The organism is Ruegeria sp. AL1, assembly GCF_056540905.1.
This window is the reverse complement of the sequence record NZ_JBQFXP010000004.1, coordinates 194,999-217,729: the sequence shown is the minus strand read 5'-3', so window position 1 is coordinate 217,729 and position 22,731 is coordinate 194,999. Positions and strand designations below refer to the sequence as shown.

Sequence of the window (22,731 nt, the reverse complement as noted above, 5' to 3'; positions counted from 1 at the left end):
GTAAAAGGACGCAAAAATGCGCCATTCTTTCGTGATTCCGTCCATCGTTGTATGTGGGCTGGTTCTGACCGCCTGCGCAAAAGAAACCGAAGATGAAAAGGTTGAGCGTACTTTTCAGGAGGTCAACGTCATTGACGAGACCAACCTGAATGACGTGATGCTGAACGCAGCCGATCCGAACGAGGCCGTCACCTATTTCCAGAATACCGCGGTCAAAAACCCCGAACGGATCGATATTCAGCGCGGCCTCGCCATCAGCCTGACCCGTGCGCAGCGATATACCGAAGCCGGTGGGGCCTGGAAACGTGTCGTGGGCATGAAAGGTGCCACCGATGCGGATCGGGTCGAACTGGCGGACGCTCAGGTACGCAGCGGCAACTGGGACGCCGCCAAGACAACATTGGACAAGATCCCGCCGACCTTTGAAACCTTCAAACGCTACCGGCTGGAAGCTGTGGTCGCGGATTCCAACAAAGACTGGAAACGCGCCGATCATTTCTATGAAACCGCTATCGGGCTGACCACGCGGCCTGCCGGTGTGATGAACAACTGGGGCTATTCCAAGCTAACCCGTGGTGACTATTCCGGTGCCGAACGGCTGTTTACCGAGGCCATTCGTCAGGACAATTCCCTGTTTACCGCAAAGAACAATCTGGTTCTGGCCCGCAGCGCACAAGGCAACTACGGATTGCCGGTCGTACCCATGTCACAGGTCGAACGTGCACAGTTGCTTAACACCATGGGCATCTCGGCGGTGAAGCAGGGCGACCTCACGACGGCCAAAAATCTGTTCCGCGAGGCGATTGCGACCCACCCGCAGCATTTTGACGAAGCTGTCCGTTCGCTGCGCGCGCTCGAGGAAACCTGATCCATGGCGATCCCTGCGGTGGCGGCGGCGTGGTTCTTGCCCTTCGTGCTGCCCATCTGTTTTTACGTCGCCTTCACAGATATGCGTGACATGCGGATCAAAAACCACGCTGTCGTGGCCTTGTTCGTCGTCTTCATCGGTATCGGGCTAATCGTCCTGCCACCATGGGCTGGTGATTGGATTTCGGGGCATATCGGCCCGCTCTCTGTTTCGCTTCCGGTTTATGCCTGGCAGATTTTTCACGTGGCTGTGGTTCTGATCCTCGGGATTCTGGCCAACGCTGCCGGGCTGATGGGGGCTGGGGACGCGAAATTCTGTGCCGCCGCTGCCGCGTTCGTCTGGGTGCCTGACCTGATGTTGGTTCTGGTGATCCTTACCGCCACAACGCTGGGGGCCGTGACGGCGCATCGTCTTGCCAAACGCAGCCCTCTGCGCCGTATGGCACCGCATTGGGAAAGCTGGGATCGGGGCAAACAATTCCCAATGGGTCTGGCCCTTGCAGGCAGCCTGAGCATCTATTTGATTTTGGGCGCAATTCACGGATCGTAAACAATCATCACCACGCCTTGCCTGTGCCTTGGTACTGCCACAAAGCCACGTCAAATTTTTTACAACAAACCCTGTATTGGGTTGTTGGCGTGATAATTTGATGGACGAGTCCCGCACATGAATATGCAGACGACTGCCGTGATGGCCCCCCCCGCCCCGAAGGGCCTGGCTGAAATGCAACTCCCGCTGGTGATGATGCGGGACATTCTGTTGAAAACCATCTTTCGCAAGAACGTTGATACAGTCTCGGAAGTTGCAGAAGCGATTTGTCTGCCGGGCGCGGTCACTCAGGAGCTGATCGACATTGCACGCGAACAGAAGTTGCTGGAGGCGACGGGTACGCTGAATGCAAACAGTGGCAACGAAATGGGCTATCAACTCACGGACGCCGGCAAGGCCCGCGCGCTGGACGCGCTCAGCCAGTCGGAATATTTCGGTGCCATGCCGGTACCGCTTGATGTGTATCGCGAACAGGTCAAGCGGCAGTCCATCCGCAATATCCAAGTCACGCGCGATCAGCTGACCGGGGCCATGGGCCATCTGGTTTTGCCCGACAGCCTGCTGGATCATCTGGGCCCTGCGGTCAGTGCGGGCCGGTCGATCCTGATGTATGGCCCGCCGGGCAACGGTAAATCTTCGATCTCGAACGGGATTCGCGATGCGCTGGGTGACAATGTCTATGTTCCGCGCGCCATCGAGTATTCCGGTCAGGTTATCACTGTATATGACCCGATCGTGCATACCGCGATCGAGCAGGAGGCTGATGATCCCAACAGCCTGCGCCGCCGCAAGCGGTTCGACACGCGATACGTGCAATGTGAACGGCCCACCGTTGTGACGGGTGGCGAACTTTCGCTCAATATGTTGGACCTTGTTTATAACCCAACCGCGCGGACCTATCAGGCCCCGCTGCAGTTAAAATCCACTGGCGGCATCTTCATCGTGGACGACCTTGGCCGTCAGGCCGAACCGCCTCAGGCCCTGATCAACCGCTGGATCGTTCCGCTGGAGGAAAGCAAGGATATTCTGGGCCTGCAATCGGGTGAAAAGTTCGAAGTGCCTTTTGACACGTTGGTCATCTTCTCGACCAACTTCCACCCGAACGAAATCTTTGACCAAGCGGCCCTGCGTCGTATCTTTTTCAAGATCAAGATCGATGGCCCCAATCAGGAAAATTTCCTTAAAATCTTTGCGATGGTTGCCCGCAAGCGCGGAATGCCACTGGACGAGGCCGCGTTGGTGCATCTGCTGAAGGTCAAATATCCGACAATCAACAATGTCTATGCGAACTATCAGCCAATCTTCCTGATCGACCAGATGATCTCGATCTGCGAGTTCGAAGGCATCCCTTATCAGATGAACCCCGATCTGATCGACCGTGCATGGGCCAACATGTTCGTCAAGGAAGAGAAGATCATTCACTAGCCCCTGCCATTCTGATCCCCGGCGGGTAATCTGTGACCATGACGCAGATTCCCGCCCCGATCACCGATTGGTTCACTGCCAAAGGCTGGTCAATCCACCCACATCAGCAAGAGATGTTCGACCGGGCCTCTGATCCGGCAACTCTGCTGATCGCGCCCACAGGCGGTGGGAAAACCATGGCCGGGTTCCTGCCATCTCTGGCCGAACTGGCCGGCGGAACACATCCGGGCCTGCACAGCATCTATGTCTCGCCGCTCAAGGCGTTGGCGGCGGACATCCGGCGCAATCTGCGCGGGCCGGTTGAGGACATTGGCCTGCCTATCCGGATTGAGGACCGCACCGGCGACACATCGGCCACGCAGAAGAAACGGCAACGCGTGGACCCGCCGCATATCCTGCTGACTACGCCGGAAAGCCTGGCTCTGCTTACCTCATACGAAGACGCGCCCCGGATGTTTGCCGGGGTGCAGCGTATCATCGTGGATGAGATACATGCGCTGTCTGAAAGCAAGCGCGGCGATCAACTGATGCTGGCGCTGGCACGCGTACAGACACTCTGCCCCGGTCTGCGCCGCGTCGGCCTGTCGGCCACGGTCGAAGACCCCCAGGGAATTGCGCGTTTTCTGGCCCGCCATCCCGATCCTTGTCACATTATTCAGGCCGATCCCGGGCCCGATCCCGATATCGCGATGCTGCAGACAAACGAAATGCCGCCTTGGTCGGGCGGTGGGGCCGCCTATGCCATTCCAGCCGTTCTTGAACAAATCAGGCAACACAAGACAACACTGATTTTCCACAACACCCGCGCGCAGGCCGAGATTTTCTTTCATAACCTTTGGCTCGCCAATGACGACGGTCTACCCATCGGTATCCATCATGGCAGTCTGGACCGGCAACAGCGCGAACGGGTCGAGGCTGCAATGGTTCGCGGAGATCTGCGGGCGATTGTGTGCACCGGCAGCCTCGATCTGGGGATTGACTGGGGTGACGTCGATCTGGTGATCCAGATCGGCGCCCCGAAAAACGTCAAACGGCTGGTTCAGCGGATCGGGCGGGCCAACCACCGATATAATGCCCCGTCCAAAGCCTTGCTGGTGCCCGCTAACAGGTTCGAAGTTGTCGAGTGCGTCGCGGCGCTTGAAGCGGCTCGGGCGCATGATCTTGACGGTGAACCCCGCGGAGCGGGGCCTCGGGATGTATTGTGTCAGCATATCCTGATCGCGGCGGCCAGCGGTCCGTTTGATGCCAGCACATTGTACCGGGAGATGACCTCGGCCGGGCCTTATGCTCATCTGGAACGGGCCGCTTTCGATGCCTGTCTTGAGTTTTGTGCAACCGGAGGCTACGCGCTGAAGGCCTATGACCGCTGGCAGCGCCTGCAACAACGCTCGGACGGATTGTGGCAGCTGCGCGACCCGCGCGCGGCCCAGCGGATCCGGATGAATCTGGGCACGATACAGGACACGAACACCCTGAAAGTCCGCCTGAGGCGCAATCGTGGGGGCAAGCCGTTGGGAGAGGTGGAAGAGGCGTTTGCAGCCTCGCTGACCCCGGGCGATACATTTCTGATCGGAGGTCAGATCGTGCGCTACGAGGGCCTGCGCGAAATGGTGGTCGAGGTTAGCCGACGCGCGGATAAAAAGCCAAAGGTCGCAGTTTTTGGGGGCACCAAATTCGCCACATCCACTCAATTGAGCGACCGGATTTTGCGCATGCTGAATCAGACGAAATGGCCTCAGCTGCCGTCGCACACGGCCGAGTGGCTGGCCCTGCAACGCGAGATCTCGCGCCTGCCGCAACGGGATCGGTTGCTGATCGAGAGTTTTCCCAATGAGGGGCGCGAAAACCTGTGTGTCTATGGGTTTGCCGGGCGCAACGCCCAGCAGACTTTGGGCCTGTTGCTGACCAAGCGGATGGAAGATATGGGCCTGGCCCCCTTGGGCTTTGTCGCCACCGACTATGCCACGCTGATCTGGGGACTTGATGCGGTCACCGATCCCCGGCCGCTGTTTGAACGGGACGCGTTGCGCGATGGGCTGGAAACATGGCTGGCCGGGAACGCGGTCATGAAACGGACATTTCGCGCTTCGGCCACCATTGCGGGTCTGATCGAACGAAATACGGGCGGTCAGCGCAAAAGCGGGCGGCAGGCGACGTTCTCGTCAGATATTCTGTACGACACATTGCTGAAATACGACCCTGATCATCTGCTGATGCAGATCACCCGCGAAGAGGCCATGCGCGGGCTGGTTGATTTCGGCCGGATCGAAGCCATGCTGGACCGGATCGGAGACCGGATCGACCTTCTGCGCCTGGATCGGGTCTCGCCCCTTTCTGCACCTTTGTTTCTGGAGGTCGGTAAAATTCCGGTCAAGGGCGAGGCCGAGGAACGATTGCTGGCCGAAGAAAGTACGCGTCTTTTGCAAGCAGCTGGACTGGAAACCGGGTGATATCGCTTGATCACCGCGCAATTCCACGTCAAGAACAGATCATGAACGCAGTTGAATTTACTTTTGCGGATCAAACCCTGATGGCCCTCGGATCGGGGGCCTTGTGGTGGCCAGCCCAGGGCGTGTTCTGTGTTTCGGACCTGCATTTGGGCAAATCCGAACGCCTCGCCCGCCGGGGTGGCCCGACCCTGCCCCCTTATGACACACGCGAAACGCTTGCCCGCCTGACATCGGATCTGGCGCAAACCCGCGCGAATGTGGTGATCTGCCTGGGCGACAGTTTTGACGATCTGAGGGCCGCGACCACGCTGGATACATCGGAGCAATTGCAGATTGCAACTCTGCAGGCCGGGCGTCGTTGGATTTGGATCGAAGGCAACCACGATCCCGGCCCGGTCGAGTTGGGTGGCAGCCATCTTGCTGAATGGAACCAAAACACCATTGTCTTTCGCCACATCGCCCAGCCCGACGCCGCGCGCGAGATTTCCGGGCATTACCATCCCAAGGTGCGGCTTGGGGTAAGAGGCCGGTCCATTTCTCGTCCTGCGTTCCTGCTGGACGACACCCGTCTGATCCTGCCGGCCTACGGCACCTATACCGGTGGGTTGCGCAGTTCAGACACGGCTTTGGCCGGACTTATGGCAAATAACGCTCGGGCCATTCTGACCGGGGATCACCCAAGGATGGTGCCCATGCCGCGATAGGTGGTCAGATGATGCCTGCGGCCTCGAGCACAGGTTTGTATTTGCGGCTGACCGGAACACGCTCATTGTTGCACAGGCGAAGCCAGGTTTTGCCCTGCTCCCTTTCGACCCCCGCGATGGCCGCATCCACCACCCAGTGTGAACGATGGGTGCAATGGCCCTGTACCGGTTCCATCTCGTGGATCGCGTCGGTGAAACGCAGACGGATCGTATAAGTTCCCTGAGACGTGACAACATCCACATAGTGATCCCGGACGCTGAGGCGATAGATCTGGCCCTGAAACGACGCATGTAATCGGCGGACCAAGCGTGGTGGCGGGGTGTTCGGTGTGACGCCCTCAGGGTCTTTGCCTCTGACCAGCATCAGCCCCGTGGCAAACATCAGACCATAGGGAGTGACGGACAGTAACCCGGGCGCATCCTGCCCACCGACCGTAAAGATTATCCAGGTCAGAAGCCACAAAGACGGCGCAAAAAGCGACAGGATGAGCAGGGCAAACAACACATCGCGATAAACTCGGCTGATGTCGGGAATATGGGTGCGCACCAACGAAGTTGCGGCCCAACTCGCCCCAAGGGCCAAGGCCATCACGCCAGTCCAAAAGACCAGCCGCAAGGCAAAGGACAGGTCCATATCCCTGAACGGTGCAAAGGAATATGCCAGCAGCGGTATAAAAACCAGGCCCGCGATCACCCTTTGAGGGCTGCACATCGCCAGAATCGGCTTCAATTCAAACGTCATACCAGAAACTGCGCCCCTCCCAGAGCACTGCCAACACATCTGGGTCGCAAAGGATCAGCGACCGAACCTATTGGAGTGAAGGGCTTACCACTGGTTGCCAAAAAGGCAAAGTCGTTAATGTGCGAATTAATCTGGTTTTAATCTTTGCAAAAGAACATGTTGGAGCGAGCCACGCCGAGCAATGCGCGCCTCGCTCCTAAGATGTCAGGCTGTCAGCCCCTCAGGCTCGGGCAGACCATTCGCCCGGCAGCAGGCTGTGACGGTATTGGCCAGCAGGCACGCGATGGTCATCGGACCAACACCGCCCGGAACCGGTGTGATGGCACCGGCCCGCTCGGACGCGCTGGCAAAATCCACGTCACCGACCAGCTTGTTCTTGCCGTCGCGTTCAATCCGGTTGATGCCCACGTCGATGACGGTCGCGCCTTCCTTGATCCAGTCGCCCGGCACCATCTCGGGGCGGCCCACGGCGGCCACGACGATATCGGCACGGCGTACAACCTCGGGCAGGTCCTTGGTGCGCGAATGTGCAATGGTCACGGTGCAGCTGTCGCCCAGCAGCAGTTGCGCCATTGGCTTGCCGACAATGTTCGACCGGCCAATCACAACCGCATCCATACCCGACAGCGAGCCGTGATGGTCGCGCAGCATCATCAGGCAGCCCAACGGCGTGCACGGCACCATTGATTTCTGACCTGTACCCAGCAGACCCACGTTCGAAATATGGAACCCGTCAACGTCCTTGGCCGGATCAATCGAGTTGATCACCAGATCTTCGTTCAGATGTTTGGGCAGCGGCAGTTGCACCAGAATGCCATGCACAGCCGGATCATTGTTCAGCTTGTCGATCAGCGCCAGCAGGTCTTCTTCGGACGTGTCCGCATCCAGCTTGTGCTCGTACGAGTTCATGCCGACTTCGACAGTCTGCTTGCCTTTTGAGCGGACATAGACCTGGCTGGCCGGGTCTTCACCCACCAGAACCACTGCCAGACCGGGCGTGATGCCGTTTTCTTCTTTCAGCTTCGCCACCTGATCGGCGACCTGAGCGCGTACTTTCGCCGCAAAGGCCTTTCCATCGATGATTTGGGCTGCCATCCTTCGATCCCTTCTTTCAAAACTCAATCGGGCGCGCCTGCGCCCGTATCATTCAGTCGGCTCCGATCACACGCTCTTCGCGCGCGATCGACCAGTCAATCAATATGTGCCAAAGGCTCTCGGCCAAAGCCGCATCAAGGCCCATCTCGTCAGCGCTGGCACACACCTTCTGCACCACCTCTTCAACCCGGGCCGGAATGCGCGCCGGCAACCCTTCTGCCGGTTTCAACTGCGCCGCACGGTCGATATATCCCGCACGCGTCACCAGCATTTCGACCAGTTGGCGATCCAGCTTGTCGATCTGAACCCGCAATTCCTGCATCGAATGACAGTCTTGCGGCTGTGTCAGAGTGGGCATCGTGTTCTCCTCGTGGCCCGGGGCACTCCCCGGACCACGAGATGTCTTATTCAGCGGCTTAGAACAAGCCTTCGATCTCACCTGCGTCGTTAAGGCAGATGGTTTCCGCGGCAGGTTTGCGCGGCAGACCGGGCATGGTCATGATCTCGCCGCAGACAACCACGATGAAGCCAGCACCTGCGGACAGGCGAACTTCACGCACCGGAACCGAGTGGCCGGTGGGCGCGCCGCGCAGGGTCGGGTCGGTCGAGAACGAATACTGGGTTTTCGCCATGCAGACCGGCAAGTTGCCGTATCCAGCTGCTTCCCATTCTTTCAGCTGGGTGCGGATTTTGTTATCGGCCAGAACCTCATCCGCGCGGTAGATGCGCTTGGCGATGGTTTCGATCTTCTCGAACAGCGCCATCTCGTCAGGATAGATCGGCGAGAAGTTCGCAGAACCACCATCGACGATTTCCACAACCTTCTCGGCCAGCGGGGCCGAGCCTTCCGATCCCAGTTCCCAGTGACGCGACAGAACCGCCTCAACCCCGTGCTCGCCGCAATAGTCTTTTACGGCCTGCACTTCGGCGTCAGTGTCGGTGACAAAGTGGTTGATGGCGACAACAACCGGCACGCCGAAGGATTTGACGTTCTCGATGTGACGACCCAGGTTTGCGCAGCCCGACTGAACCGCGTCGACATTTTCCGCACCCAGATCGGCCTTGGCCACGCCGCCATTCATCTTCATCGCGCGCACGGTGGCGACCAGCACCACAGCCGACGGAGCGATGTCTGCCTTGCGGCACTTGATGTTCATGAACTTCTCGGCACCCAGATCGGCACCAAAGCCCGCTTCGGTCACGACATAATCAGCCACTTTCAGCGCGGTCTTGGTTGCGATGACCGAGTTACAGCCATGCGCGATGTTGGCAAACGGGCCACCGTGGACAAAAGCCGGGTTGTTTTCCAGCGTCTGCACCAGGTTCGGCTGCATTGCGTCTTTCAGCAGAACGGTCATTGCACCTTCGGCCTTGATGTCGCGGCAGTAAACCGGGGTCTTGTCGCGTCGGTAAGCAACGATGATGTCGCCCAGACGCTTTTCCAGATCTTTCAGGTCGTTCGCCAGACACAGGATCGCCATGACTTCCGAGGCCACGGTGATGTCAAAGCCTGCTTCGCGCGGGAAGCCGTTCGACACACCACCCAGTGAAGCAGTGATCTGACGCAGCGCGCGGTCGTTCATGTCGACCACACGACGCCACGCAACGCGGCGGATGTCGATGTCGCACTCGTTGCCCCAGTAGATGTGGTTGTCGATCATCGCCGACAACAGCGAGTGGGCCGAGGTGATGGCGTGGAAGTCGCCGGTGAAGTGCAGGTTCATTTCCTCCATCGGAACAACCTGTGCATAGCCGCCACCCGCAGCGCCGCCCTTCATGCCGAAGTTCGGGCCAAGCGAGGCTTCGCGGATACAGATCATCGCGTTTTTGCCGATGCGGTTCAGACCATCGCCCAGACCAACGGTGGTCGTGGTTTTACCTTCGCCCGCAGGGGTCGGGTTGATCGCGGTGACAAGGATCAGCTTGCCATCTTCGCGGCCCTGCACCGAGTTGATGAAGTCCTGGCTGACCTTCGCCTTGTCGTGGCCGTAGGGCAGCAAATCGCCGGAGTCGATGCCGATCTTGGCGCCGATTTCCTGAATGGGCTTCTTGTTCGCCTCGCGAGCGATTTCGATGTCGGATTTATAGCTCATGGCCGAGTCCTTGGTTGAATGCCGTGCAAAACCGACGCAAAAAACGCCGGAGCTGCGCAATCCATACAATTGTGCACCGAAATAGAGGATGTGGATTCCGACATAATCATGCCGTGAAACGGCGTAGCGTTATATACCGGGCGACGTCACGCCGAATTGATACCTATGATCGGAAATCCTGTGTCCTAAGGTGCCCAAGCGCGCTGATCGGGAACAAACAGGGTCAGCCGGTCGCCCAGCTTCAGGTCTCCGGGGCGTTCGACCCATGCTGTCACCCCGCGGCGCCCCTGAGCCGCCGGTTTGAATGCGGCCCCGTGCCCCGGCAAATCAGCGTCGACCTCGCGACCCGGGGTCACGCAGGGGCGGTTTTCCATATCAACCGTCAATGTCACCCCATCCGGTCCCTGCAAGCGTGATGAGGGTGGGATATGGGTGAAATCGGGGATACCACGCAGCAGAATGCTGACGCCCAGAAAAGTAGGATTCAATTGATCCAGCCCCATCGCAGTAGCCGTCGCCTGCAACTCTTCTTCGGACAACACGGACAACTGGCGCACATTGCGGATTTCAGTCCCGCGCGGATAGAGGTTCTGAACCCGCACACATGATGCGCGGTTGACGCCTTCATGCCGTTCGTCCACAGCGCCCGCGAAGCCAAGGGACAGACTATCGACGGCCCGCGCCCGGATCGTTTGTCCGTCTGGCACATGGCCTAGCCAAACAACCTCACCGCTGAATTCGGTTTCGCGCAATACCGGCATGGTGATCCTCTTCCCTGCATTTGCCCAACAACTACTAGAGGTCAGGTTGTCGGGAAAGGAAAGAAAAACCCGAGCCTTGGCCCGGGTTTTTGGAATTATGCCGTCGGTTCCGGCTCCATCCCGCCATCCGGCGGAGACTTCTTGACCTTGGTCTTCGGAATGGCCGTGACGCTGGGCGCGCTGCCCTCATCAGGTTTGTCGCCTTCGTCATCTTCTTCGGTCGGCGGATTACCGTTCATGACGCGTTTGATCTCGTCGCCGGTCAGGGTCTCATACTCCAGCAATCCCTGAGCCAGACGCTCCCATTCCTCGCTTTTCTCGGTCAAGATCTGATGAGCACGCTCATATCCCTGCTGGATCAGGCGCTTGACCTCTTCCTCGATCAATTCCTTGGTATGGGCCGAGACCGAGAACCCGGCGGTATTACCCGAGTACCCCTCATGCGCTTCGGCATAGTCGATATTGCCGACCTTGTCCGACATCCCCCAGCGCATCACCATGGCGCGCGCCAGTTGGCTGGCCTGCATGATATCACCGGCTGGGCCGTTCGAAACATGATCCTCACCGTATTTGATGACCTCGGCGGCCTTACCTGCCATGGTCATGGCGAGCTTTTGCTCACACTCATCGCGGTGATAGTTCAGACGGTCCATTTCCGGCAGCGAGACCACCATCCCCAGCGCACCACCGCGCGGGATGATCGTCGCTTTGTAAACCGGATCACATTCCGGCAAAGCCAGACCAACCACGGCATGCCCCGCCTCGTGATAGGCGGTCTTTTCCTTCTGGTCCTGAGTCAACACCATCGAGCGGCGCTCGGCCCCCATCATCACCTTGTCTTTGGCGTTCTCAAAGTCTTCCATTGTGACAAAGCGGCGACCGACGCGGGCAGCCATCAAAGCGGCCTCGTTCACGAGGTTTGCCAGATCAGCACCCGAGAATCCCGGCGTGCCGCGCGCAATGATGCGCAGGTCAACGTCAGGGCCCAGAGGCGTTTTGCGCGCATGCACGCCCAGAATCTTCTCACGACCTTTGATGTCAGGGTTGCCGACGGTCACGTTCCGGTCGAAACGGCCCGGACGCAGCAGAGCCGGGTCCAGAACATCCTTACGGTTGGTGGCCGCCAGAATGATCACGCCTTCGTTTGCTTCGAACCCGTCCATCTCAACCAGCAACTGGTTGAGCGTCTGTTCGCGTTCGTCGTTACCGCCGCCATAGCCTGCGCCACGATGGCGACCCACGGCGTCGATCTCGTCGATGAAGACGATACAAGGCGCGTTTTTCTTGGCTTGTTCAAACATGTCGCGCACACGGGATGCACCGACACCCACGAACATTTCAACGAAATCCGACCCCGAGATGGTGAAGAACGGCACACCCGCCTCACCCGCAATCGCACGGGCCAGCAACGTTTTGCCAGTACCCGGAGGGCCAACAAGCAGCGCGCCCTTGGGAATCTTGCCGCCCAGACGCGAGAATTTCTGCGGGTTGCGCAGGAATTCCACGATCTCTTCAAGCTCTTCCTTGGCTTCGTCGATGCCCGCGACGTCGTCAAAGGTCACACGGCCATGCTTTTCGGTCAGCATCTTGGCCTTGGATTTTCCAAAGCCCATCGCGCCGCCTTTGCCGCCGCCCTGCATCCGGTTCATGAAATAGACCCAGACACCGATCAGCAGCAGGAAGGGCAAGAGCGTGATCAGGAAGGACTGAAAGCCCGATTGCTGCTGTTTGACAGCCTCGACCGGGATGTTCTCGTCGATCAGCAGTTTCGTCACCTCGGCGTCGCCGGGTTTGATCGTCGTGTAGGTTGCACCGCTCTGTGTAGTATAGCGAATCTGCTCACCATCCAGCGTCACTTTGCTGACCTCGCCGCCTTGAACGGCGGTCACGAAGTCGGAATAGGGGTTTTCATTGCCCTGAAGCGACCCGCTGGGTCCGCTGAACAGGTTGAACAGAGCCAGGATCAGCAGAAACAGAACGACCCAAAAGGCGATGTTGCGCGCGTTGCCCAAGAAAAATCTCCTAAACGGTTTCGGCAGAGGGGGCTCTGCCGTGTTGCTCTTTAAAATAGAGATGATTGAGGCAGGTTCAATGCGATAAAATCAACGCATCAAACTCTGGCCATTCCGGCGAGAGTTTTGCACTCCAGTTCGCTGAAAAGCCCGCCAATGGGGCAGAAATCACCTGATTGGTGCGCCAAAGCGCAGGTGTTGACAGAATTGCCGCGCGCGGACGGCCCAGATCCCGCCAATCATCCAGCTGTGCGATGCCCTCCTCGCCCAGGGCACGAACTTCACCTGTTTGCATATTCGGTCCATCCATGATCCAGCGCCCATCCCAAAGCTGACCGGGGCGCGCCACCTGATCCTTCACCGCCTGTAGCTCTCTGCAAACCCATATAAAATTGCCCTTTGGCACAAGAATGCAGCCGCCGATCGTCGTGATGTGCCCCTGCTCCATCGCAGCCAGAGCTTGCCCGACCGCGCCATGGCGCGGCGGATACCCGTCGCCCGCAATCCATGCGACAGCAGCAATCAGAATGCGGCGACGGATTTCGATGGGCAGCCGAACGAAGCCTTCCTGCTCGATCCGAAGCGCACCACCTTCCGCTTTGACATAAAGACCAGCGGTTTCCTGCGCGTACTGCGCCAGCGCCTCACGGGCTTGTGCAAGGTTTTCAGCAACCCGTGACAATGTCTGCGCGTTTATCCCAGAAGATCCAAGCACGCCCAGCGCGGTACGAACCTTGATCCGGTCGAATGTTCGATCCTGATTCGAAGGGTCATCGATCCATCCCATGCCAACCTGCTTCAGGTAATCCTGCAACTGGCCCCGCGTTATCGACAGCATCGGCCGCAAGAACACAACGCCTTTGTTCCAGCGCACTGGCGACATACCCGACAGCCCGGACACGCCCGCCGCGCGCGCAAGGCGCATCACAACAGTCTCGGCCTGATCATCTGCCGTATGACCCAAGGCAACTGCATCCAACTGCAAGCGCCTGGCCCAGTCACGCAACAACCGAAATCGGGCCTGCCGTGCCTGATCCTGCAGGTTTCCTGCCCCGTCCCACCCCTGCCATTTCAGGGTTTCATGCGGAACGCCCAACCCTTGCGCCAGATCGGCAACCTGCAAAGCTTCGGTAGCGGCTTCCGGACGCAGCCCATGATCCACAGTTGCCGCAAACAGGCCGATACCCTCGGTTCGCGCAAGTTCGATCAACAGGCGCAACAATGCTGTGGAATCGCTGCCGCCCGAAATCGCGACCCCCAACCGCCGAGGCAGCGGATCAGGCAGGCAGGCGCGGAGTTTTTCTGCGAGTGCGGCGCTGTCCGGGCTCAAGAACACCCCAACGTGGCCATTTCCTGTGTCGCGGATGCGGTCAGCGCCGAGGTCGGGAATCTGACACCCACCTCTCCCAGGGTAATGCAGGCCTGATCCGTCTGTCCCAGCCGACCCAAAGCCGCCCCCAGTTCAAACAGCGCCTCCGGGGCCATGGGCCCTTCGGAATCACCTGTGAAACTGGCCAGAAATGCCCGTGCAGCCTCGCGCGTGTCGCCAAGCCCTTCTAACGCCTGCCCGCGTCGCAGGTTGGCTTCGGGCGCCAGGGGGCTGCCGGGATAAGACAGGTCGAACTGCGAGAACAGGTCTGCCGCGCCCTGAAAATCACCATCTGCCAGCGCTTGCGTTGCCGCATCAAAATCCAGCTTTTCGCCGACCGCAAGCTCGCCCTGATCGACACCCTCTGGCTGAACCGGTGTCGGCGCGACCGCAACGGCGGTCTGTTCACCGCCAAGGGTCGAAGTTTCGCCCAATGTGCTGAGGTCACCACCCTCCAGTTCGACCAGTCTGAATTCAAGATCACCGATCCGGTTGGTGCCATCGGTCACGACGTTCTGCACACGCTGGTTCAATTGCTCGGTCTGGCGGGTCAGGCGCTGCAGCTCGGCCTCAATGGCATCTACGCGTTCCAGAACCGAACTGCCGGACAGGTTCGGCGCGGGCGATCCGGTGGTCGAAAATTCACGCTTCAGGCGCTGAATCTCCACATGCAGCACCGTCAGTTCCTGTCGGATATCCGCCAAAGTCTGCTGATCCTGTGCTTGCGCCATGCCCGCGGTCGCGACAACCAAGGTCAGAACCCATCCTGCAAGTCTCATCGTCTTACCCCAAGGTTGAGCCGGTCAACACCGTTACCGCGCGACGGTTCTTGGAATAGCATTCCTCGGTGCTGCAAATCTCGATCGGGCGCTCCTTGCCGAAGGACACCGTCTGCAGACGATTGCCTGCAACACCGCGCGAGATCAGATATTCCCTCGCCGCATTCGCGCGTCGTTCACCCAGCGCAAGGTTGTATTCGCGTGTGCCCTGTTCGTCCGCGTGGCCTTCGATGGTCGCCACAAAATCGGGATTGGCCAGCAACCAGTCAGCCTGACCCTGCAGAACCGTCTGTGCTTGCGGCGATAGCGTGGACTGATCCACGGCAAACAAAACCCGATCTCCCACCGTCTGCTGGAAATAGGCCGGCGAGCGCGGATCACTGGGTGAACCCGGAACAAGCGCGCCGCCTGCCCCTGCGCCACCCCCCAAAGTCGACGGATCGTTGTTGGAACACGCGGCCATCAGGGCCAGCGCACCCACCGCTGCGAATTTGCTCAATAACTTCATTTCAAGTGCCTCGTCTTCTGTTTGTTTATTGTCGCCTGTCTAACACATCGCAGGTTTGTTGTGAACTTGGCGCGGCCCGATGCGGGTTCAATTCTGCAGCGGTCCCCATGACGGGTCGCTGCCGCCATCCGGGGTTCGAACCGGCCGCAGGTTGCGCCCCGAAATATCCACCGAATACAGCGTCGAACGCCCGCCTGCGCCCTGCGTTTCCCGCGTGAACATGATCACCCGCCCGTTCGGAGACCACGTCGGCCCCTCATCCAGGAACGACGCGGTCAACAACCGTTCTTCACTGCCATCCACCCGCATGACGCCGATATGGAACCGCCCCTTGTTCTGCTTGGTGAACGCGATCAGATCGCCACGCGGGGACCAGACCGGCGTGCCGTACCGACCCTGACTAAAGCTGATGCGTGTCGCCTCGCCCCCATTGGCGGGCATGATGTACAGCTGAGGTGCGCCCGATCGATCGCTTTCAAACACGATCCGGCCACCATCCGGCGAATAGCTGGGCGCGGTTTCAATGGCTGGCGTGTTCGTCAACCGTGTGCTTTGCCCCGAAGCCAGATCCATCCGCCACAGGTCCGTGTTGCCACCCTGCGACAGCGAATACACAATCGACCGTCCGTCGGGCGAAAACCGCGGCGAAAAGCTCATCGTGCCTTCCTGTGTTTTTAATTCCTGTCGGCGCACCCGGGCAATATCAAGGACGTAAATCCGCGGACGTCCGGTCTCGTAGCTGGTATACAGCAGCTGGTCGCCGTTTGGCGAAAACCGAGGTGCGAGGACAATGGCTGCGCTGTCGGTCAGGTATTGCACATTTGCGCCGTCATAATCCATGATCGCCACCCGCTTGAGACGTTGATCCTTGGGCCCGCTTTCCGAGACAAAGGCCACGCGGCTGTCGAAATAGGCCCCCTCGCCGGTGATCCGGCTATACACCTGGTCGGCCACCTTATGAGCCATACGCCGCCATCCCTCGGTCGTGCCCACAAATTGCAGCCCATTGCCCAGTTCCTGCCCCGAGAACACGTCCCAGACCCGGAACCGGACCGTCAGCCGGTTGCCCGAAGCACTGACCGCCCCCGTGACCAGAGCTTGCGCATTGATGGCTTTCCAATCCGCGAATTGTACGGGGGCATCAAAGCTGCTGACCCGGCTGATATAGGCGTCCGAGGAAATCTCGCGGAACAGCCCCGTTCCTGTCAGGTCCGACGAAATGACTGCCGAGATGTCGCGGGCATATTGCGCCGCTGCCGGTCCGTCCGGCACAAAGCTGGGCACTGCAAAGGGCAAGGGTTCGATAATCCCCTCGTCGATTTCCAGTCGCAGGGGACCATCTTGCGCATATACAGGAGCCGACATCAGCGTCAGGCCAATGAAGAGGCTGGTCAGAAGTTTCATCATTTGATCCGCATCCTCTCGGGATTGAATGTAATCTCAATATCCTGCCACTGCCCGTATTTGTCAGCAGGCAGGTCGTATCCTTTTGCCCCACAGCGCAGAATCGCGCGCCGTGCGGCTTCGAAAGCCTGATTGGCCGAGGCCGCCGTGCCGCCCGAGCTGTCGATCATTCTCAGGCTGCCGCCCACCACTTTCCCCTCGCGCGTAAGCGAAAAGCCAACAACAACAACTGTTTCCAGCGCATCTGTCGACAGTGACCCCACATTCCAGCACTTCGAAACAGCCACGCGCATGGCGTCTTTCTCACCACTGGTCAGCGGCGGCCCTGAAGGTTCGGAGCCATTGCCCAGCGCCTCGGCCAGCGCGTCATTGATCGCCTGTTCGCTCTGGGCCGGTTCCGTCGGGGCCGGATCGGGTGTTTCCGCAATCTCGGGCGCGGGCGGTGGTGTGGGCCGGTTGGGACGCACACGCGGGCGCGGAGACGTTTTTGGGGCTGGATCGTCAACTTCTTCCGCCTCGGTCACAATCTCGGGCGCGGCTTCCTCCGGCGCGGTTTGATCCTGTTGTTCCTGCTGGGTCTCCGCCCCTTCGTCCAGCGAAACCGGCGGAGTTTCAACATCATCAGGCTTGGCATCTGGTGGCGGCGGCGCAATCGGTTCTGGTGCGATCTTGTCCGCCGGGCGCGGCGCGGTCTCCGGCCCCGGTGGTACCGGCAAAGCTGCGACCTCTGTGTCCGGCTGATCCAGGGTTGGTGGTTCCTCGATCACCTCGGGCTCGGGTGGCAGTTCGACGGTTTCCGGAAGAACCTCCTGCTCCGGCTCGGGAACCGAGACCGCTTCGGGCGCGGGCTGTTCGTCGGGCGCGGGCTCGGGCGCATTGACCTCATCGGGCTGTTCGGGTTGCTGCAAAGCAGTCGGGGTCGGCACTTCGGGCGCATCGCGCTGTGCGGTCATTGCCGCGAACTGCTCACCCGAGATCACGGACACGTCCTGCACCGCCATTGGCAAAGGTTCGGACCTGAAGGTCCCGCCGAACAGGGCCCAGCCGATTAGACTGACATGCGCAATCGCTGAAATCTTGGTGCCGGTATCCACCGCGCAGCCTCACTCTCCACCATCGTCCAGCGTCGGCCCGCCCGTATCGGTCACAAGACCCACATTGGAAAACCCGCCCGCATTCAACGCCCCCATCACCTGCATCACCTGCGCATAGGGAATGGATCCATCGGCCCGAAGGAACACCCGATCACTGCTGCGTTCCGCCGCAATCGCACGCAACTTGCCGATCAACTCTTCCCGCAGCACATCCGTCGTCTGAATCTGCACCCGACCTTCTGCTGTCAGTGTGACCGTCAAAGGTTCTTCATTGTCCCCCGGCAACGCACTGGCCGCCGTTTTAGGCAGATCGACCGGCACGCCAACGGTCAGCAAAGGGGCCGCCACCATGAAGATGATCAACAGCACAAGCATCACATCCACAAAGGGCGTCACATTGATCTCAGCCATCGGCTGCGCACTGCCGCGCCGTCGACCTCGCCTGCGCCCGTTCCCACCCGATGATTGCTGAATCGCCGCCCCCATGGTCAGCTGTCCAACTGACGCGAAAGGATTGTCGCGAATTCGTCAGCAAAAGCTTCATAGCCGCCAACAATCCGATCGCTATCCGCGCTGAGCTTGTTGTAGAAAATCACCGCCGGGATCGCGGCCAGCAGGCCCAGACCGGTGGCCAACAAAGCCTCGGCAATCCCCGGGGCCACAACGGCGAGGTTGGTGTTCTGTTGCTCGGCAATCTCGATAAAGGCGTTCATAATGCCCCAGACCGTACCGAACAGGCCGATAAACGGGGCTGTCGAACCCACCGTGGCCAGAATGGACAACCCCTTTTGCAGGGTCTCCGCCTCTTTCGCGATGGCCACATCCATCGACCGGTCGATCCGCGCCGTCGCCCCTGCGATCAGCCCGCCATCAGTACGATGCGAACGGCGCCATTCAATCATCCCTGCGGCAAATATCTTCTCGGAACTGCCGTCGGGCTGAGTTCCGGTCTGCTCGAACAACTCATCCAGCGGATTGCCGGACCAGAAGCTTTCGTCAAACACCTGCGCCTCGCGTCGCGCGGCCCGGTAATTGATCAGCTTCTGAATGATGATGCCCCAGGACCAGATGGATGCACCGATCAGCATCAGCATCACCAGTTTGACGATAAAGGTCGCGCGGGCATACAGCCCCCACATGGAGAAATCGATCTCCTGCGCCAGCGCCAGCGTTTCAGCTTCCATGAACCTGCTCTTTAGTTTTGCCTGATGGCCATTTGGCCTTGTTTTGCCAAACGCTAACGCAGATGGATGTGAAAAGCCAACAGAACCACCCCGGCGGGCGAAATTGTTACATCAATGCGCGAATCTCTGCCGGAAGGCGCACCGGCTTTCCTTCGGCATTCATGCAGACAGCGGTCACCTCGGCGCGGAAAATTTCAGTATCGCCGCGCTTGACCAATTGCGACATCGTCAGCCGTGCCCCCGATAACGAGACCATCTCGGTCTCGACTTCCAGCTCGTCTTCGAACCTTGCCGCCGCCAGATAATCCGCCTCGATCCGCCGCACGACCCAGACAATACCAGCATCGCGCATCGCGTTCTGATCATTGCCCAGCTTGCGCACCCAGTCGGAGCGGGCACGCTCGATGAACTTCAGGTAATTCGCATGATAAACCACCCCGCCCATGTCGGTGTCCTCGTAATACACACGAACCGGGTAAAGGTGTTTCATTGCGGCTGCTCCAATCTGGCAAACAGGCGCAACGCATGGGACGGGTCCTGCGCTGCACCGGGCAGAACCGGATCGTAAGCGGCCCGGATCAAAGCGGCAACATCGGGCCGCAGAATCGTCGCCTCTCCGGCAATGGCCAATGGCGATTGGCTGCGAAAAGCGGTATCCGACCACAACAGAACCGTTTGCACCACCTGGCTCAGTGCCAAAGTCTCCGCCGGAACCTTGGACAATTCCTTGTCCATCCGCAGGAATACAAAAGCCGCCCGGATGGCCCCGTCTTCTTCGAAGCGGAAAATACGGTACTGATTTGCGTCAGCCGCGACCAGCCGTTCGACCAGCGGGGCCAGATCAGGGATCAAACGATCCAGATCAGGGACCTCTAGCAGCTCCTGCCAGTCGCGGAAGAAGAAGACCATGCAATTGGCACCCAGTTCGGGATCGGTTTCGGCCATCTTATGGCCCGCCAATGTCACAACTGCCTCAAACGCCCCTTTAACGGTGGCCAGAGTCTCATCCTCAACCCCAAACACAATCGGCACAATGGGCCGCCCCCAGCGCGCAAACAGAAACTCTCCGCTCTCGCGGGTAAACAGCGCCTCAATCTGATCCGGAGTCACGCTCGCCCCTTCATCTTTTCAAAAATACTCCCGCCGGAGGCATAAAATCTAAAGCGCGCGGTATCAACCAAACAGATCGCTCTGCCCCTTAGGGGCGGCCATGCCCAAATGGGTCCACGCCTTCTGCGCCAGCATCCGCCCGCGCGGCGTGCGCTGGATCAGGCCCTGCTGCAGCAGATAGGGCTCTATCACCTCTTCCAGCGAATCCCGGCTTTCGGACAAGGCCGCCGAAAGCGTCTCAATCCCGACGGGCCCACCCGCATAGTTCTCGGCGATCAGCTTCAGATACCGCCGATCCGCGCCATCCAGCCCCAGATTGTCGACACCTAGCCGGGTCAACGCCCCATCCGCCAGCTCTCGGGTGATCCGCCCGTCGCCCTCGACAATGGCAAAATCCACCACCCGCCGCAGAAGCCGCCCGGCAATCCGCGGCGTGCCGCGCGACCGCCGCGCAATCTCGCGCGCACCTTCATCATCCGCAGGCGCACCCAGCTTGCGGGCGTTGCGGGTGACGATCTCGTGCAACTCATCGACCGTATAAAACTGCAAACGCGTCGGAATCCCGAAACGGTCGCGCAGCGGAGTGGTCAGCAATCCCATGCGCGTGGTGGCCCCGACCAGCGTAAACGGCTGCAACTCAATCCGCACCGTCCGCGCCGCTGGGCCTTCGCCAATCACCAGATCCAGCTCGAAATCCTCCATCGCCGGATAAAGCACTTCTTCGACCGCAGGATTCAGGCGGTGAATTTCATCGATGAACAACACATCCCGCGATTCCAGATTGGTCAGGATCGCCGCCAAATCGCCCGCCTTGGCCAGGACAGGCCCCGAGGTCATTCGGAAATTTACCCCCAATTCCCGCGCCATAATCTGCGCCAACGTGGTCTTCCCCAACCCCGGAGGGCCATGGAACAGCGTATGATCCATCGCCTCGCCCCGCTTTCGGGCCGATTGAATGAAAATACGCAGGTTCGCGCGCGCCTCAGCCTGACCAATGAACTCATCCAGCCCCTGCGGGCGCAGGGCGCGGTCATTGTCCTCGGGCATCGGCTCGGGGCGCAGGGTGGGGTCGGCATCTACCATCGGGTCACCCTTTCGGAGCCAGAAGTTTCAACGCGGCTCGGATCAATTCAGCTTCGCCCGCATCCGGCAGCGAGGCTGCGGCCTCAGCCACGGCCGACGCGGCCTCGGACGGGCCATATCCCAAATTCGACAGCGCCGAAAGCGCGCCCGCCGACGCTGCAGCGTTGCCTGATCCGGGTTTCTGAACCGGTCGGGGCGCAGGTGTCGGCTCAGCCGGTTCGACCACCTCCAGCGCCGGCCCGTCCATCGCCTCGGTCACGGTGCCGCCCATCGCCATCACGCCGGGGGCCTTGTCCTTGAGGTCCAGCACAATGCGCTGCGCCGTCTTCGGCCCAACCCCTTTGGCCGCCTTCACCGCGCCCCAATCGCCCAGCGCAATCGCACGGCTCACGCCATCCGGACCCAGCACACTGAGAATGGCCAGCGAGACCTTGGCCCCAACGCCCTGCACGGAACATAGCAGGCGATGCCACTCCTTCTCGACCAGCGACAAGAACCCATAGAGTTGCATCAGGTCCTCGCGCACGACCATATCGGTATAGATCGAAACCCCCTCACCCACTCCCGGCAAGGCCGCCATGGTCCGGTCCGAGCAATAGACAATATAACCAACCCCACGCACATCGATCAGCACATGATCCGCTGCGCGGTAATCCAGTCGCCCTGTCAGTTTGCCGATCATACGCGCACCTCTTTCATCCGCGCCTGTGGCGCAGCCCCATAGTAGGAATGACAAATCGCGATCGCCAGCGCATCCGCCGCATCCGCCCCTTTGGGCGAACAGCCGGGCAATTGCAGCTTGACCATATGCAAGACCTGCTCTTTCTCGGCATGCCCAACACCAACCACCGTTTTCTTGACCCGGTTCGGTGCGTATTCACCCACCGGCAAGCCCGCCTGTGCCAGCGTCAGCAGCGCCACACCGCGCGCCTGTCCCAGTTTCAGGGTGCCCGCACCATCCTTGTTGACAAAAGTTTGCTCGATCGCAGCCTGGTCGGGCTGGTGTTCCGCGATCACCTCGACGATCTGATTGTGCAGCGACAACAGCCGCTCGCCCAGATCATCGCCGTCCGACTTGCAAAGCCCATTGGCCACATGGCTCAGACGGCTGCCATGCGATTCGATGACGCCCCATCCCAGGGTCCTGAGACCCGGATCAATGCCCAGAATGCGCATGTTCTGCCCCAGCCTGCTCGGGTTTTTGTGATCTTTTTATCGGGTTAGCACGAAGCGTGAACATTTTCCAAGAACTTTGCGCCACACGCAAATCCGACACGACTGTTCCCAAAGCGACAAAGCGGCCGATCCGCGACAAGAATTGGTCTGAATCCGACCCGTCCCTAAGGGAAGTATGGCCCTGAAATTAAGGCATTTTCATGCAATTCAAGCTTTGCAGTAATTGCATAGGACACATGCAAATTCCGCGCTTGCGGTGTCAGATCAACATCCCTAAATGCCCGGCAGATCGCAGGATCACGGCACACGCTTTAAACAGAAGGAC

The 22,731-nt window shown here is 59.7% G+C and carries 23 protein-coding genes; 5 read left to right on the top strand and 18 right to left on the bottom strand.

Features of this window, described 5'->3' with window-relative positions; all coding sequences use genetic code 11:
• Positions 1–16 precede the first annotated feature (16 nt).
• The 5 genes from ACRZ9X_RS08360 to pdeM all read left to right on the top strand — a co-directional run bounded on the left by ACRZ9X_RS08360 (position 17) and on the right by pdeM (position 5,996).
• A complete protein-coding gene (locus tag ACRZ9X_RS08360; protein WP_480517702.1) occupies positions 17–868 on the top strand; it encodes a tetratricopeptide repeat protein in 852 nt (283 codons plus the stop codon).
• 3 nt (positions 869–871) lie between these two features.
• Positions 872–1,417 (top strand): prepilin peptidase, encoded by a 546-nt coding sequence (locus tag ACRZ9X_RS08355; RefSeq protein WP_480517700.1) that lies wholly within the window; start codon positions 872–874, stop codon positions 1,415–1,417.
• 117 nt (positions 1,418–1,534) lie between these two features.
• Positions 1,535–2,842, top strand: a complete 1,308-nt coding sequence (locus tag ACRZ9X_RS08350) for an ATPase (protein ID WP_480517698.1) — start codon at positions 1,535–1,537, stop codon at positions 2,840–2,842.
• A 38-nt stretch (positions 2,843–2,880) separates the two neighbouring features.
• Positions 2,881–5,292, top strand: a complete 2,412-nt coding sequence (locus ACRZ9X_RS08345) for a ligase-associated DNA damage response DEXH box helicase (RefSeq protein WP_480517696.1) — start codon at positions 2,881–2,883, stop codon at positions 5,290–5,292.
• A gap of 41 nt (positions 5,293–5,333) precedes the next feature.
• Positions 5,334–5,996 (top strand): ligase-associated DNA damage response endonuclease PdeM, encoded by a 663-nt coding sequence (gene pdeM, locus ACRZ9X_RS08340; RefSeq protein ID WP_480517694.1) that lies wholly within the window; start codon positions 5,334–5,336, stop codon positions 5,994–5,996.
• A gap of 4 nt (positions 5,997–6,000) precedes the next feature.
• Here the strand turns inward: pdeM and ACRZ9X_RS08335 are convergent, their stop codons facing one another.
• The 18 genes from ACRZ9X_RS08335 to ruvC all read right to left on the bottom strand — a co-directional run bounded on the left by ACRZ9X_RS08335 (position 6,001) and on the right by ruvC (position 22,406).
• Positions 6,001–6,738: a LytTR family DNA-binding domain-containing protein gene (locus ACRZ9X_RS08335; RefSeq protein ID WP_480517692.1), complete on the bottom strand. Its 738-nt coding sequence runs from the start codon at positions 6,736–6,738 to the stop codon at positions 6,001–6,003.
• A gap of 204 nt (positions 6,739–6,942) precedes the next feature.
• On the bottom strand, positions 6,943–7,833 hold the full coding sequence (folD, locus tag ACRZ9X_RS08330; protein WP_480517690.1) for a bifunctional methylenetetrahydrofolate dehydrogenase/methenyltetrahydrofolate cyclohydrolase FolD: 891 nt from the start codon (positions 7,831–7,833) through the stop codon (positions 6,943–6,945).
• Between the two features lie 52 nt (positions 7,834–7,885).
• A complete protein-coding gene (locus ACRZ9X_RS08325; protein WP_480517688.1) occupies positions 7,886–8,191 on the bottom strand; it encodes a chorismate mutase in 306 nt (101 codons plus the stop codon).
• A 58-nt stretch (positions 8,192–8,249) separates the two neighbouring features.
• On the bottom strand, positions 8,250–9,926 hold the full coding sequence (locus ACRZ9X_RS08320) for a formate--tetrahydrofolate ligase (protein WP_480517686.1): 1,677 nt from the start codon (positions 9,924–9,926) through the stop codon (positions 8,250–8,252).
• 185 nt (positions 9,927–10,111) lie between these two features.
• A complete protein-coding gene (locus ACRZ9X_RS08315) occupies positions 10,112–10,687 on the bottom strand; it encodes an MOSC domain-containing protein (protein WP_480517684.1) in 576 nt (191 codons plus the stop codon).
• Between the two features lie 95 nt (positions 10,688–10,782).
• Complete coding sequence (gene ftsH, locus ACRZ9X_RS08310; RefSeq protein ID WP_480517682.1) at positions 10,783–12,699, bottom strand: ATP-dependent zinc metalloprotease FtsH; 1,917 nt, start codon at positions 12,697–12,699, stop codon at positions 10,783–10,785.
• Between the two features lie 76 nt (positions 12,700–12,775).
• On the bottom strand, positions 12,776–14,035 hold the full coding sequence (tilS, locus tag ACRZ9X_RS08305; protein WP_480517680.1) for a tRNA lysidine(34) synthetase TilS: 1,260 nt from the start codon (positions 14,033–14,035) through the stop codon (positions 12,776–12,778).
• Positions 14,026–14,847, bottom strand: a complete 822-nt coding sequence (gene ybgF, locus ACRZ9X_RS08300; protein ID WP_480517678.1) for a tol-pal system protein YbgF — start codon at positions 14,845–14,847, stop codon at positions 14,026–14,028. The genes tilS and ybgF overlap by 10 nt, the downstream gene beginning before the upstream one ends.
• Before the next feature lie 4 nt (positions 14,848–14,851).
• A complete protein-coding gene (gene pal, locus ACRZ9X_RS08295) occupies positions 14,852–15,355 on the bottom strand; it encodes a peptidoglycan-associated lipoprotein Pal (RefSeq protein ID WP_480517676.1) in 504 nt (167 codons plus the stop codon).
• Positions 15,356–15,442: 87 nt separating this feature from the next.
• Positions 15,443–16,762 (bottom strand): Tol-Pal system beta propeller repeat protein TolB, encoded by a 1,320-nt coding sequence (gene tolB / locus ACRZ9X_RS08290; protein ID WP_480517674.1) that lies wholly within the window; start codon positions 16,760–16,762, stop codon positions 15,443–15,445.
• Positions 16,759–17,853 (bottom strand): energy transducer TonB, encoded by a 1,095-nt coding sequence (locus ACRZ9X_RS08285; protein ID WP_480517672.1) that lies wholly within the window; start codon positions 17,851–17,853, stop codon positions 16,759–16,761. The genes tolB and ACRZ9X_RS08285 overlap by 4 nt, the downstream gene beginning before the upstream one ends.
• 9 nt (positions 17,854–17,862) lie before the next feature.
• Positions 17,863–18,339 carry a protein TolR gene (gene tolR / locus ACRZ9X_RS08280; protein ID WP_480517670.1) on the bottom strand — a complete coding sequence of 159 codons (477 nt, stop codon included), beginning with the start codon at positions 18,337–18,339 and terminating at the stop codon, positions 17,863–17,865.
• 2 nt (positions 18,340–18,341) lie between these two features.
• Positions 18,342–19,037: a protein TolQ gene (gene tolQ, locus ACRZ9X_RS08275; RefSeq protein ID WP_480517668.1), complete on the bottom strand. Its 696-nt coding sequence runs from the start codon at positions 19,035–19,037 to the stop codon at positions 18,342–18,344.
• A gap of 106 nt (positions 19,038–19,143) precedes the next feature.
• Positions 19,144–19,527 carry a tol-pal system-associated acyl-CoA thioesterase gene (gene ybgC, locus ACRZ9X_RS08270; protein ID WP_480517666.1) on the bottom strand — a complete coding sequence of 128 codons (384 nt, stop codon included), beginning with the start codon at positions 19,525–19,527 and terminating at the stop codon, positions 19,144–19,146.
• The gene (locus tag ACRZ9X_RS08265; RefSeq protein ID WP_480517664.1) at positions 19,524–20,147 is read right to left on the bottom strand and encodes a hypothetical protein; all 624 of its coding nucleotides are present in this window, start codon (positions 20,145–20,147) and stop codon (positions 19,524–19,526) included. The genes ybgC and ACRZ9X_RS08265 overlap by 4 nt, the downstream gene beginning before the upstream one ends.
• Before the next feature lie 63 nt (positions 20,148–20,210).
• Positions 20,211–21,230 carry a Holliday junction branch migration DNA helicase RuvB gene (gene ruvB / locus ACRZ9X_RS08260; RefSeq protein ID WP_480517662.1) on the bottom strand — a complete coding sequence of 340 codons (1,020 nt, stop codon included), beginning with the start codon at positions 21,228–21,230 and terminating at the stop codon, positions 20,211–20,213.
• A gap of 4 nt (positions 21,231–21,234) precedes the next feature.
• Positions 21,235–21,912, bottom strand: a complete 678-nt coding sequence (ruvA, locus tag ACRZ9X_RS08255; RefSeq protein WP_480517660.1) for a Holliday junction branch migration protein RuvA — start codon at positions 21,910–21,912, stop codon at positions 21,235–21,237.
• Positions 21,909–22,406: a crossover junction endodeoxyribonuclease RuvC gene (gene ruvC, locus ACRZ9X_RS08250; RefSeq protein ID WP_480517658.1), complete on the bottom strand. Its 498-nt coding sequence runs from the start codon at positions 22,404–22,406 to the stop codon at positions 21,909–21,911. Before ruvC ends, ruvA begins: the two co-directional genes overlap by 4 nt.
• Positions 22,407–22,731: the final 325 nt, after the last annotated feature.

Coding starts and splice junctions, on each gene's coding strand:
- ACRZ9X_RS08360 (WP_480517702.1), top strand. CDS start 17: ATGCGCCATTCTTTCGTGATTCCGTCCATCGTTGTATGTGGGCTGGTT.
- ACRZ9X_RS08355 (WP_480517700.1), top strand. CDS start 872: ATGGCGATCCCTGCGGTGGCGGCGGCGTGGTTCTTGCCCTTCGTGCTG.
- ACRZ9X_RS08350 (WP_480517698.1), top strand. CDS start 1,535: ATGAATATGCAGACGACTGCCGTGATGGCCCCCCCCGCCCCGAAGGGC.
- ACRZ9X_RS08345 (WP_480517696.1), top strand. CDS start 2,881: ATGACGCAGATTCCCGCCCCGATCACCGATTGGTTCACTGCCAAAGGC.
- pdeM (WP_480517694.1), top strand. CDS start 5,334: ATGAACGCAGTTGAATTTACTTTTGCGGATCAAACCCTGATGGCCCTC.
- ACRZ9X_RS08335 (WP_480517692.1), bottom strand. CDS start 6,738: ATGACGTTTGAATTGAAGCCGATTCTGGCGATGTGCAGCCCTCAAAGG.
- folD (WP_480517690.1), bottom strand. CDS start 7,833: ATGGCAGCCCAAATCATCGATGGAAAGGCCTTTGCGGCGAAAGTACGC.
- ACRZ9X_RS08325 (WP_480517688.1), bottom strand. CDS start 8,191: ATGCCCACTCTGACACAGCCGCAAGACTGTCATTCGATGCAGGAATTG.
- ACRZ9X_RS08320 (WP_480517686.1), bottom strand. CDS start 9,926: ATGAGCTATAAATCCGACATCGAAATCGCTCGCGAGGCGAACAAGAAG.
- ACRZ9X_RS08315 (WP_480517684.1), bottom strand. CDS start 10,687: ATGCCGGTATTGCGCGAAACCGAATTCAGCGGTGAGGTTGTTTGGCTA.
- ybgF (WP_480517678.1), bottom strand. CDS start 14,847: ATGAGACTTGCAGGATGGGTTCTGACCTTGGTTGTCGCGACCGCGGGC.
- pal (WP_480517676.1), bottom strand. CDS start 15,355: ATGAAGTTATTGAGCAAATTCGCAGCGGTGGGTGCGCTGGCCCTGATG.
- tolB (WP_480517674.1), bottom strand. CDS start 16,762: ATGATGAAACTTCTGACCAGCCTCTTCATTGGCCTGACGCTGATGTCG.
- tolR (WP_480517670.1), bottom strand. CDS start 18,339: ATGGGGGCGGCGATTCAGCAATCATCGGGTGGGAACGGGCGCAGGCGA.
- tolQ (WP_480517668.1), bottom strand. CDS start 19,037: ATGGAAGCTGAAACGCTGGCGCTGGCGCAGGAGATCGATTTCTCCATG.
- ybgC (WP_480517666.1), bottom strand. CDS start 19,527: ATGAAACACCTTTACCCGGTTCGTGTGTATTACGAGGACACCGACATG.
- ruvB (WP_480517662.1), bottom strand. CDS start 21,230: ATGGTAGATGCCGACCCCACCCTGCGCCCCGAGCCGATGCCCGAGGAC.
- ruvA (WP_480517660.1), bottom strand. CDS start 21,912: ATGATCGGCAAACTGACAGGGCGACTGGATTACCGCGCAGCGGATCAT.
- ruvC (WP_480517658.1), bottom strand. CDS start 22,406: ATGCGCATTCTGGGCATTGATCCGGGTCTCAGGACCCTGGGATGGGGC.